Here is an 11,910-nt window from a genome sequence, read left to right as displayed (position 1 = left end):
TCACCAACAACAGTTGACGAAGAACCAAAAATCTCTCAGGATCTGATTCATCCTAAGAGATTTTAAATAAATTTAAATTCAATTATTTAATGGCATCATTAACCATTTTAATAACATCGTCGTTAGTTTCAGCTTCAGTAACAGCCTTATTAGCTAACTTCTTCATTTCTCTGGTATCTAAGCGTTTCATTAATGAACGAGTCTTCAAGATTGAAGATGAGCTCATTGAGAATTCATCCAAACCAAGACCCATCAAAATTGGAACAGCGGTTTGATCTCCAGCCATTTCACCACACATACCAGTCCATTTACCTTCTGCGTGAGAAGCATCAATTGTCCGTTTGATTAAACGTAACAATGATGGATTATATGGTTGATAGAGATAAGCTACTTTTTCGTTACCACGGTCAGCAGCAAATGAGTATTGGATCAAATCATTAGTACCAATACTAAAGAAATCCACATACTTAGCTAGCTTGTCTGCAATAACTGCAGCAGCAGGAATTTCCATCATCATACCAACTTGAATGTTTTCACCGATCTTAGTACCAGCCTTTACCATCTTTTGTTTTTCATCTTCAAAAATAGCTTTAGCTTTCTTAAACTCAGCAACAGTTGCAATCATTGGGAACATGATGGCCAATTTTCCGTATGCAGATGCACGTAATAATGCGCGCAACTGGGTTCGGAATAAATCGGTTCGATCAAGACTGATTCGAATAGCACGATAGCCTAAGAATGGGTTCATTTCTTTTGGAAGTGGCAAGTATGGTAACTGCTTGTCTCCACCAATATCCATTGTCCGGACAACAACTTGTTTGCCCTTCATACCTTCTACAACGGCCTTGTATGCTTTAAACTGGTCATCTTCACTTGGAAGCTCACTAGCATCCATATACAAGAACTCAGAACGAAATAGGCCAACTGCTTCAGCGCCATTATCAACAACACCCTTAATATCATCTGGTGTTCCAATATTAGCTGCTAAGTCAAAGTGAACGCCATCTTTGGACAAAGTTTTTTCGTCACGAAGTTTATCCCACTCAAGTTTTTGAGCCACAAAATCTTTTTGCATCTTGTTATATTTAGTAATTTGATCAGCATCAGGATCAACAATTGCTGATCCATGAATACCATCAATAATAACAGTATCGCCAGATTTAATTTCTGTCGTCGCCTTTTCACTTCCAACAACCGCTGGAATTTCAAGTGTTCGAGACATGATAGCTGAATGTGAAGTTCTTCCTCCAATATCAGTAATAAATCCTTTAACATACTTACGATCAAGCTGAGCAGTATCGCTTGGTGTTAAATCATGCGCCACGATAACAACTTCAGAATCAATCAAAGCTGGATTAGGTAACTTAACACCTAATAGATGACTCATTACACGCTTTGTGACGTCTCGGATATCTCCGGCACGTTCTTGCATGTACTGGTTATCAGTCATAGCTTCAAATGTTTCGATAAAGCCATCTGTTACATCCTTCAATGCTTGTTCTGCATTAACAGAATCGTTCTTGATCTTGTCTTCAATATTCCCAATCAATTCAGGGTCGGAGAGAATCGTAATGTGTGCTTCAAATACCTCGGCTTCATCCTCTCCAAGATTTTCAGCAGCTTTACTTTTGATTAACTCTAATTCTGATTTAGATGCGTCTAAAGCATCATGAAGACGCTTAATTTCGGCATCTGGATCATCAATTGTTTTCTTATCAAATGACAGATCAGGGTCGACAAGCATGTATGCTTTCGCAATTGCAACGCCATCACTGGCAGCAATTCCCTTCAATTCTTTTGTCATTAGTCAGAAAGTCCTTCCTTTTTCATTGTGTCTGCGAGTGCTTCAATTGCTTCTTTTGCATCATCGCCGTCAGCAGAAACTGTTACATCAGCATTCTGACCAACACCCAATGACATTACACCCATAATAGACTTCAAATTAACTGCCTTGTCTTTGTATGTTAATTTGACATCAGCATTAAATTTGCTAGCTGCCTGTACTAATAAAGTAGCTGGACGAGCATGAATACCTGTTTCTGCAATAATATGAAAGTCACGTGTTTCCATTATAATCGATCTCCTTTAAAATATATAAGATTTGGTAAGGGCTTTCTTTTCATAGAAAAAATAAATAACCATTTATTCTTTAACAAATAATTAGCCTTTCCCATTGATAATAGCAATTTCTGGAAATTATTACAAGCCCTTTCACGAATTTTAAATAAAATTAAGATTTACCGTTTTCATCACTTTCAAAATGGTAGACCACTTTTCCGTTTTTTTGAGCTTTACCAATAATTCTTTTCCGTTGCTCATACTTCATATAAATAGGTTGAAAAGCTGGAAATTCATCAGCTTCAACTGTTAATTCCTTTATACTACCCTGCCGAAGCTGCTCTAACAGGTTCGAAAAGTCTCGTGCCATTTAACCACCTACCTTTTTTAATAAATCTAGTTTAGCCGATATCCTTCAAAAGTTCAAACATTGGCACTCATGTCATTAAAGTGCTAATATAATTTTGTGGGCAGTAAAGTGCCTGGTAATGCAATTCTATCAGGCATAGTTTTTTAAAACAAATTGCTTGCACAAATCATGAAGCGAGTTATAATGTGTTCATGGTCAAAGTTGGTCAAACTTTTTAAAGCTTTGACTTTGCGAAAGGAGATCGCAAGATGTTATGTCAAAATTGTCGTAAAAATGAAGCAACGATCCACCTGCACGTTAATGTTAACGGTCAGCAGCGTCAGATCGATCTTTGTCAAAATTGCTATCAACTTCTAAAACAACAAGAAGGTAATAATTTTGGAAATGGAGGTGCTATGAATATGGCACAAGACCCATTCGGATTTGGAAATCTAGATGACATTTTCCGTGCTATGCAAAATGGTAACGTTGAAAATGCTCAGAACTTTAACCAACAAGTTCCCCCTACCCAACCAAGTGGTCCCACTGATAATAATAATGGTGGTACCCGCCAAAATGGCCAGGGTGGCTTGCTAGCTCAGTATGGTTTGAACCTAACTGATTTAGCAAAACAAGGAAAAATCGACCCAGTAATCGGCCGTGATTCAGAAATCTCAAGGGTTATTGAAATATTGAATCGACGGACGAAAAACAATCCAGTTTTAATTGGTGAAGCAGGTGTTGGTAAAACAGCAGTTGTGGAAGGCCTAGCTGAAAAGATTGTGGCAGGCGATGTTCCTCAAAAATTAATTAATAAGAAAATTATTCGTTTAGACGTTGTATCACTCGTTCAAGGAACTGGGATTAGAGGTCAGTTTGAACAACGAATGCAACAACTTATGAAAGAAGTTGAAAAAAATAAGGATGTTATCGTCTTTATTGATGAAATTCATGAAATTGTTGGTGCTGGTAATGCAGAAGGTGGTATGGACGCCGGCAACGTTTTGAAGCCTGCTTTGGCTCGTGGCGATTTCCAACTTGTTGGAGCTACAACTTCAACCGAATATCGAGACATTGAAAAAGATGCCGCCCTTGCTCGTCGTTTACAACCCGTTCAGGTTGATGAACCAAGCGTTGAAGCATCTATTAAGATTTTAAAGGGAATTCAAAAGAAATACGAAGATTATCACCATGTTCATTACACAGATAAAGCTATCGAAGCAGCCGCAAAGCTGTCCAAGCGATACATTCAAGATCGGTTCTTACCGGATAAGGCAATTGACTTACTCGATGAAACTGGTTCTAAAAAGAATTTAACAATTAATACTGTTGATCCCAACACAATCCAGCAAAAGATTGATAATGCTGAAAAGTATAAACAGGATGCAACAAAAGCAGAAGATTACGAAAAGGCTGCTTACTATCGTGATCAAGTTGCCAAGTTAGAGAAATCAAAATCTGGCGCATCGAAAAAAGATGAAATTCCAACTGTTACAGAAAAAGATATGGAACAAATCATTGAAGAACAAACTAACATCCCAGTTGGTGAACTTCAAAAACGTGAACAAGAACAACTCCAGAATCTTAGTGGCGATTTAAGTTCAAAGGTAATTGGACAAGATGAAGCTGTCAACAAGATTGCCCGGGCCATCCGTCGAAACCGAATTGGTTTAAATGGGACTGGTCGTCCAATTGGTTCCTTCCTATTCGTCGGCCCTACCGGAGTTGGTAAAACAGAATTAGCTAAACAATTAGCTAAGGAACTCTTTGGATCTGAGGATTCCATGATTCGGTTTGACATGAGTGAGTACATGGAACCACATTCAATTTCTAAATTAATTGGTTCACCCCCTGGCTATGTTGGCTACGAAGAAGCCGGCCAATTAACTGAACAAGTTCGTCGTCATCCCTATAGCTTGATCCTCCTTGATGAAATTGAAAAGGCTCATCCGGATGTTATGCACATGTTTCTGCAGATTCTTGACGATGGCCGTTTGACTGATTCACAAGGTCGAACAGTAAGCTTTAAAGATACAATCATTATCATGACTTCGAATGCTGGAAGTGGCGATGCGGAAGCTGATGTTGGTTTCGGTGCTGCTGCCAAGGGCAAAACTCATTCCGTTTTAGACAAGTTAGGTAATTACTTCAAGCCAGAATTCCTAAATCGGTTTGATGATATTGTAGAATTCAATTCACTCACAAAGGAAAATCTAATGAAGATTGTTGACTTGATGGTTGGCGATGTCAATAAAATGTTAGCCGTTCAAGGCTTACACGTTCATGTGACAGAACCAGTTGAAGAGAAATTAGTCGAATTAGGTTATAATCCAAAAATGGGTGCCCGACCATTACGTCGTGTCATCCAAGAGCAAATTGAAGATCGAATTGCTGATTATTATCTTGATCATGCGGATGCAAAGAACCTGGTTGCAAAAATTACAGACGGCGAGATTACGTTGACAACAGAAGATAACACTCCTGCTAAAACAACTGAAGATTCAAAAGCCTAATAAATCAAATTCAAAGAACCAAGTCAACTTATGACTTGGTTCTTTTTTATAGCTAAAAAAAGGAGACCGGAATTTTTATTTCCGGTCTCCTTTGGTTTATTTAGATGAAGAAGATGATGAGCTCGAACTACCACTATCATCACTACTACTGCTACTAGAACTTTCACCCTTTAATTCAGGTGCATCAGTCTTATAGAGATCCTCTGTTGACTTTCCCTTGTTTTCTTTTAATAGACTTGTTGGTTTCTTATTTTGCGCTTCACTTAATTCCTTCAGTGCAGCAGACTTTTTATAATTATAATCCGATTTATCTACGGTCTTAAACCAGCTTTGTTTAGAGAACCGAAGTAAATCACCATTAATCACCGAATCAGATAACGACAGTTCTTTATTGACGTAATCCTGAATCTTATCAACTTCTTTTTTCTCAGTTTCCGTCTTATCGGTAATCTGTTGCCCAGTCTTAGTAAAGTACAGGTCATTCCCATACTTGGTATACTTCGGTGAAACAAAGTCCCCATCTCGGAAGGAAACGATTTGATTACGATCCTTTGAAAGTAGGTCTTGTCCAAACTGAATGGCACCAGGATCATTAATTCCCATCAGATTCATTAGTGTTGGCATGACATCAATCTCACCACCATACGTGTGATTAATACCGCCTTTTAAACCAGGCATGTGAATCATAAATGGCACTTTTTGGAACATGGCTAAATTGTAATTATCAATTTGTTTCAGATTCAAGATTTTAGCAATCGCCGCTTTGTGGTTATTCGAAATTCCGTAATGATCCCCATAAAGGACTAACATACTATTCTTTTCCAAACCGGATTTTTTCAGATAATTCATTAATTCACCAATTGATTGATCTAAATAATGAGCTGTTTGTACATAAGGATCAACCGTTGGATCACCAGTATCCCATTCTTTAATCGATGCATCCTTCTTCGAAATTAAATAAGGATAATGGTTCGAAACCGTAATTAGTTTGGCATAGAAAGGCTGCGGTAGCTGTTCAACATACTTAACTGTATCTTTCAAAAAGAGCTTATCCTTCATCCCGTAGCCACTCACATAGCCTGGTTTGATATCGTAATACTCCTTACTGAAGAAATACTGATAACCAAAGGACTTATACGCGTTATCTCGATTCCAGAAACTAGGAACATCCCCATGGAATGAAGCAGTTGAATAACCATTCTGATCTAAAATGGCAGGCATACTCTGGAATGTATTGGTAGTTCCATCCATAACCATTGCTGAACCCTCTGCTAATCCAAATAAGGAGTTTTCAAGCATCATTTCTGCATCAGATGTTTTTCCTTGTCCGACTTGATTAAAGAAGTTATCAAAGCTTAGCGTATCATTCTCGTGATACAACTTATTGAGGTTTGGCGTTATTTCTTGACCATCCCATTTTTTATCAATTACAAATTGTTGCAAGCTTTCCAAATGAATAACGAAAACATTTTTGCCCTTTGCAACCCCTTTGTATTGAATGTTAGATGAAATATGATTATCTTTTAAGAATTTTTGAACCGGTTTTAATTGATTGTTAGACGCTTTTGATTTCTGCTCACTATTTTGATACGTTTTAATCGCATCATACGCAGTATAGGTTTGAAGCCCCAAATATTTAACAATGTAATTATTATCAAAGGTTCTTGTTAAAAGTCCTGAACGATTACTGTACGCCATCCCCAAGTTTACGCCAAACACACCAACTGATAAAATTGTTGTGGCCACGGCATAACGTATCTTAAAGGGCGTCGTATCAATTTTAATAAATCGAATTGCCAGTAATAGAATTAAGAAGATCACATCCACGAACACTAAAAAGTCAGTTCCGCGCATGATTCCCATTAAACTCTTGCCAAGGTTGTCTGAAGTAGCCCCAGATCCTTTAATCAAATTAAACGTAATAAAATCTGAGAACTCTCGATAATACAAAATATTAGCAAACAACCAAGATGATAAAATTGCATCAACTAAAATCATCCAACAATAAGCCCATTTCCCCCGAAAATATAACCCAATTCCAAACAGTAATAATGCTGTAGCAATTGGTGAAATGGCTAAAATTAATTCTTGCATACTTCCCTTGACGCCCAAACTAAATTTAGTCTGGTAAGCCATATAGGATTTAATACAAAATAAAATAACGGCGAACAAGAAAAATCCAAACCGGGTATTTAGTCCCCGGCGAATTTTATGCCACGCTTGACTCATAGTTGACCCTCCATTGCAAATTCACAAATTAAATTTAAACGTTAAATAACACTCATAAACTAAATAAGTATAACTGAAAAATAGCTTTTTTAATAGTCCCATCCCATGCATTCCAAGAGATTTTAATGAACTTTTAAGTTCCTAGACCATCTGAAAAGACTAATTGCGCGTTTTGTTTGAGCAAAAAAGGCAAATTCAATAATAAAATTGAGTTTGCCTTTAGTTATTTAACCTTATAGCTTAGCCGTTAGTTTTACATCTGGATACTTTCCTGTAAACCAACGCTCTGCAAATTCATTTTCAAATAAGAATAACGGGTTACCTGCCCGATCCTTTACTAACAAATTACGTGAAGACGACATTTTCTCGTCTAATTGCTCAGGATCAATCCAACGCGCAATCTTTTTACCCATTGGCTCCATTACAACTTCTGAATGATACTCATTTAACATCCGGAATTGGAAAACTTCAAACTGAAGTTGGCCAACGGCACCCAGAATATAATCGTTTGTATTATAGCTTGTGTACAGTTGCACAGCTCCCTCTTGAACTAACTGTTGAATTCCCTTATGAAATGACTTTTGTTTCATCACATTTTTAGCTGTAACTCGTACAAATAGCTCTGGCGTAAACTGTGGTAATTTTTCAAATTGGACTTCATGTTTACCCGCGTAAATTGTGTCACCAATTTGGAAATTTCCTGTATCATACAATCCCACAATATCTCCGGCCACAGCCTTTTCAACTGTATGCCGAGCATCCGCCATAAATTGTGTGGAATTTGATAATCGAATCACTTTTCCAGTTCGCTGCAAAGTGACATCCATCCCGCGATCAAACTCGCCAGAACAAATTCTGACAAAAGCAATTCGATCACGATGATTTGGATTCATGTTAGCTTGAATTTTAAAAATGAAGCCAGAAAATTGTGAATCATCTGGTTTAATAATTTCATCAGCCCGGTCCTTGTGTGGTGCTGGAGCTGGTGCATATTTCAAATAAATATCTAAAAAGGTTTTAACCCCAAAATTAGCTAGGGCAGATCCAAAGAAGACTGGCGTTAATTTTCCAGAAGCAACTTGGTCCTCGTCAAACTTATTTCCAGCTTCACCCAGTAATTCCATATCGCCGACAGCATCTCGGTAAGTACTATCTTCAGTCAAAGGATGATCACTTGATAGATGACCTTCCTCATCCAACGGCAAATAGCGATTGCCATCTGCATCTTTTCGGTATAAAACAATCCGCTTATTATAGCGATCATATAGACCTTGCAGGCCCTTACCCATGCCAATTGGCCAATTCATTGGGTAAGCATCAATTCCTAAAACTTCTTCAAGTTCATTAACCAAATCCAATGGCTCACGACCATCACGATCCAGTTTATTCATAAAAGTAAAAATTGGGATTCCCCGCATCTTACAAATTTGAAATAACTTTTTAGTTTGGGGTTCAATTCCTTTTGCAGAATCGATAACCATGACAGCCGAATCCACCGCCATCAATGTTCGATACGTATCTTCAGAGAAATCTTCATGTCCAGGGGTATCCAAAATATTGATCCGTTTATCACCGTAATCAAATTGCATCACGGAACTCGTGACTGAAATCCCCCGCTTTTTTTCAATTTCCATCCAATCAGACTTTGCGTAACTGCCTGACTTACGGGCTTTTACCGTTCCGGCTTCCCGAACAACTCCACCAAACAGTAATAGCTGTTCAGTAATGGTCGTTTTTCCAGCATCCGGATGGGAAATGATGGCAAAGGTCCGTCGTTTTGCGACCGCTTGATCTAATTTTGTTTCATTCATAAATAATTTCCTACTTCCTAATTGCATTCACAATATAATTTACTACTTTTCGGGATGCGTCACCACTATTAATCGCACAGAAACGTTTATAGAATTCTTGAAAACGTCGATTATTTGTCATATCTGGATTTTTTAAAGCCTCGTTCATTTCACTAAACAGATCGGTCTCATTATGCACAATTTTACCTGGTAATTCGTGTTCGTAATCCAAATAGAACCCCCGCAGCTCATTTTTATACATCTCATAATCATAAGGATAAAACAAAATTGGGCGTTTTAAATACGCAAAATCAAAAAACACCGATGAATAGTCCGTGACCAGCAAATCTGAAACTAAATACAGGTCACTAATATTTGGATAGTCAGAAAGATTTAATACACAATCCTTAAATTCCAAAGTATCGATCTGATTGGCAATTAAATAGTGCATCCGTAAAATTAAAATTGTTTCTTTCCCATAACGTTCCTGAAAATCTTTTAAACTAAAAGGTAATTTAAAGGTATATTTACCAGTTGATATATAGGAGTTATACCAGTTGATATATAGGAGTTATTTCGATAGGTCGGTGCATATAACACAACTTTTTTATTCGCAGGAATTCCCATTGATTGTTTCAACTGGGTAATTTGCTCTGGTGTTGCTTGAAGCAACTCATCATTACGCGGATAACCTAGCTTAAGAACTTGATTTTTATATCCAAAGGCAGAACGAAAAATGTTAGTTGAATAATCGTTTGGGCTAATTAAGGCATCCCATCGATTCGCCTCACGGGTGAAATTACGATGATAAGAAGCTGTATCAGTTCCAGGCATGGTAACCTGCTTAATATCCAAACCTAATTTTTTTAAAGGCGTTCCATGCCACGTTTGTAAATAAAAAGTAAATTTCGACTTTTTTACCCATGAAGGATACCGCGCATTACTAACCCAGCATTGTGCACGACGCATCAAATTTACCCACTTCGCACTATTACGAACAACATATCGGATTCCATGTTCCCGGCAAAAGGCCTTTAATTCAGGATAAATTGCCCAAACGAGATTATAACTTGGATAAAACTCTTTAAAAACTCGATAAATAGCCAACGGACTGTCTGAAACCTGACGACCACCAAAGCTTTCAAAAACAATTGTCGGCTTAACAAATGGGGATCGACTCCGCTTAAATAGTCGCTTAATCCATAATAACTTAAGCTTCGTAGCAAGTACACCGCTAGCGCTTAATAAGCGTTGAGTTTTATTTACCAAACTTTGGGTGATTGTCGAAAATTTTGAACTTTTTTCCAATCGCGTCAAACTGATTACATTATCGTACGATTTCTCCAAGAAAACTGTTTGCCCATTTGCGTCAGTTGCGAAATCTTTACTAAGATCAAATTCACTGATCAAGCCTACTTGTTGATGAATATGGCTCCCCTCAAAATCATACGCAATTTTCAATATATATTTTTGATTCACTTTCAAATCAGTCAATAAAAGTTCAAACACAAACAAATCTGAATAAGTGCTAATGTTGTTCGTTAATCGAAAACTATTGTTCTGATTATCAGTATTCCCAACGGTAATCACAATATTTTTCATCACTTGATCACCAATTTTTGGGGCACCAACTAATCGAATTCGATCGCTTAATCGTTGGACATTGTGAAGTTCAAACACAGCATCCTGATTTTTTTCAGTGAGTTCAATATTTGTGAATCCAGAAAAATCGCCTGAAATTTTTTGAAAAGTCGTCAGATCAATTTGCTTGGTTTCTATATATTCATTTTCAATTTGCACAGTTTCAAAATGATCTGCAACCTGCCATTGTAAATACACTTCCCAAACAAATCTAGTTTGACCAGGAAAATGACCTTTTAACTGATGAAAAGTTAGGGGAAACTCTAAGATATTTTCTTGCAAATTTATTTGGTCAATTGTAAAACTTTCCAATGATTCTTGTTCAATAAAAATAACGCGTAAATTTTTAGCCTGTTGGGTAAGCCCAATCAATTCAACTTCAAATTGCTGCATTTCTTGCTGTGCTTGAACATCGGATAAAATTGCTCGCATATTTGGTTTTCCCCTTCCTAATAGTTAAAAGTTGTGAATGTTTGTAAATAGCCTGACATCAATTCATTACTCTTTAGATCAATAAATATGCCCGTATGTTGTGAGTCATCTACTAATTTACGAATTTGCTCACTATAAAACTCAAAAATATTGGTATAGGGCCGCCATTCAACGTAATCATGGACACTATATTGCGGGTTCTCCACTTCAATTTGCACAACGTTCCGGCGTTTGCTACCTTCAATTTGTTCTTCTAGAATTCTTCCTCGGTTAGCAAATACACTATCACTTGCAACTGTATAAGTTCGCATTTGAGCTGGTTTAACCGAACAATGATATAGTTGTTGGTCAGTTGTATTTAACACGGTGTAATTAATTGGTTTGCTTTCCAAAAATCCAACAATCTCCCGATTACGGGCCTGCTCGTCAAAGCTAAATTGATACTGCAATTTTCCCTGATTAAATTGTTTGATTGTCCTCAACTTTGAATTTTGATAATGTTTTTCATACTCTAAAAAATGATGATCAAAATAGCGTTCAACAGTTTTTTGATTAGCCAGTTGAAATACTTTTTTTGTGAAGGCATCTTCTGATCGATTGGTAAATGGTTTTAATTCACTGTCAATTCCAGATTGATTTTCTACCAGGTCAAACCAATTAACAATTTTTAATTTTTCTTGTGTTCCCAACAAAACTTTATTTAGATTTTCAATTGTCTTTACCGCCGTTTGAAAATTTAAAACCATCACTAAAACTGTCACCTGAATTTGATTACTTAATAATTTTTGAATTGTCTGAAGCAAGTGTGGATTTTCAGCTGATAAGTCATCTGAAACTAGAATTAATGCATTTTTCATAAGCAGCCCTCTCGTATTATATATTTTGAAACTTTGTTTCT

General features: G+C 37.0%; 9 protein-coding genes. 1 reads left to right on the top strand and 8 read right to left on the bottom strand.

Going from position 1 to position 11,910, the window contains the following annotated elements; translation table 11 throughout:
- Positions 1 to 82 precede the first annotated feature (82 nt).
- The 3 genes from ptsP to IV84_RS07910 all read right to left on the bottom strand — a co-directional run bounded on the left by ptsP (position 83) and on the right by IV84_RS07910 (position 2,428).
- Positions 83 to 1,804, bottom strand: coding sequence for a phosphoenolpyruvate--protein phosphotransferase (gene ptsP / locus IV84_RS07920; RefSeq protein ID WP_056986370.1), 1,722 nt, complete (start codon positions 1,802 to 1,804; stop codon positions 83 to 85).
- A complete protein-coding gene (locus IV84_RS07915) occupies positions 1,804 to 2,070 on the bottom strand; it encodes a phosphocarrier protein HPr (protein ID WP_046871844.1) in 267 nt (88 codons plus the stop codon). The genes ptsP and IV84_RS07915 overlap by 1 nt, the downstream gene beginning before the upstream one ends.
- A gap of 160 nt (positions 2,071 to 2,230) precedes the next feature.
- Positions 2,231 to 2,428, bottom strand: coding sequence for a hypothetical protein (locus tag IV84_RS07910; protein WP_046871845.1), 198 nt, complete (start codon positions 2,426 to 2,428; stop codon positions 2,231 to 2,233).
- A gap of 248 nt (positions 2,429 to 2,676) precedes the next feature.
- Here IV84_RS07910 and IV84_RS07905 point away from each other — a divergent pair, with 248 nt between their 5' ends.
- Positions 2,677 to 4,920 carry an ATP-dependent Clp protease ATP-binding subunit gene (locus IV84_RS07905; RefSeq protein WP_056986369.1) on the top strand — a complete coding sequence of 748 codons (2,244 nt, stop codon included), beginning with the start codon at positions 2,677 to 2,679 and terminating at the stop codon, positions 4,918 to 4,920.
- A 96-nt stretch (positions 4,921 to 5,016) separates the two neighbouring features.
- On the opposite strand, the gene IV84_RS07900 is transcribed toward IV84_RS07905, so the two are convergent.
- From IV84_RS07900 to IV84_RS07885, 5 genes are all read right to left on the bottom strand, one after another.
- Positions 5,017 to 7,149 (bottom strand): LTA synthase family protein, encoded by a 2,133-nt coding sequence (locus tag IV84_RS07900; protein ID WP_046871847.1) that lies wholly within the window; start codon positions 7,147 to 7,149, stop codon positions 5,017 to 5,019.
- A gap of 233 nt (positions 7,150 to 7,382) precedes the next feature.
- A complete protein-coding gene (locus IV84_RS07895; RefSeq protein ID WP_046871848.1) occupies positions 7,383 to 8,960 on the bottom strand; it encodes a peptide chain release factor 3 in 1,578 nt (525 codons plus the stop codon).
- A gap of 10 nt (positions 8,961 to 8,970) precedes the next feature.
- On the bottom strand, positions 8,971 to 9,480 hold the full coding sequence (locus tag IV84_RS11330) for a CDP-glycerol glycerophosphotransferase family protein (protein WP_237028548.1): 510 nt from the start codon (positions 9,478 to 9,480) through the stop codon (positions 8,971 to 8,973).
- Positions 9,438 to 11,012, bottom strand: coding sequence for a CDP-glycerol glycerophosphotransferase family protein (locus IV84_RS11325; RefSeq protein WP_269084648.1), 1,575 nt, complete (start codon positions 11,010 to 11,012; stop codon positions 9,438 to 9,440). The genes IV84_RS11330 and IV84_RS11325 overlap by 43 nt, the downstream gene beginning before the upstream one ends.
- A gap of 17 nt (positions 11,013 to 11,029) precedes the next feature.
- Positions 11,030 to 11,869: a hypothetical protein gene (locus tag IV84_RS07885; protein ID WP_046871849.1), complete on the bottom strand. Its 840-nt coding sequence runs from the start codon at positions 11,867 to 11,869 to the stop codon at positions 11,030 to 11,032.
- Positions 11,870 to 11,910 lie beyond the last annotated feature (41 nt).

Source organism: Pediococcus damnosus (assembly GCF_001437255.1).
Classification (GTDB): domain Bacteria; phylum Bacillota; class Bacilli; order Lactobacillales; family Lactobacillaceae; genus Pediococcus; species Pediococcus damnosus.
This window is presented reverse-complemented; position numbering and strand designations above follow the sequence as displayed.

Coding starts and splice junctions, on each gene's coding strand:
- IV84_RS07905 (WP_056986369.1), top strand. CDS start 2,677: ATGTTATGTCAAAATTGTCGTAAAAATGAAGCAACGATCCACCTGCAC.
- IV84_RS07895 (WP_046871848.1), bottom strand. CDS start 8,960: ATGAATGAAACAAAATTAGATCAAGCGGTCGCAAAACGACGGACCTTT.
- IV84_RS11325 (WP_269084648.1), bottom strand. CDS start 11,012: ATGCGAGCAATTTTATCCGATGTTCAAGCACAGCAAGAAATGCAGCAA.
- IV84_RS07900 (WP_046871847.1), bottom strand. CDS start 7,149: ATGAGTCAAGCGTGGCATAAAATTCGCCGGGGACTAAATACCCGGTTT.
- IV84_RS07910 (WP_046871845.1), bottom strand. CDS start 2,428: ATGGCACGAGACTTTTCGAACCTGTTAGAGCAGCTTCGGCAGGGTAGT.
- ptsP (WP_056986370.1), bottom strand. CDS start 1,804: ATGACAAAAGAATTGAAGGGAATTGCTGCCAGTGATGGCGTTGCAATT.
- IV84_RS07885 (WP_046871849.1), bottom strand. CDS start 11,869: ATGAAAAATGCATTAATTCTAGTTTCAGATGACTTATCAGCTGAAAAT.
- IV84_RS07915 (WP_046871844.1), bottom strand. CDS start 2,070: ATGGAAACACGTGACTTTCATATTATTGCAGAAACAGGTATTCATGCT.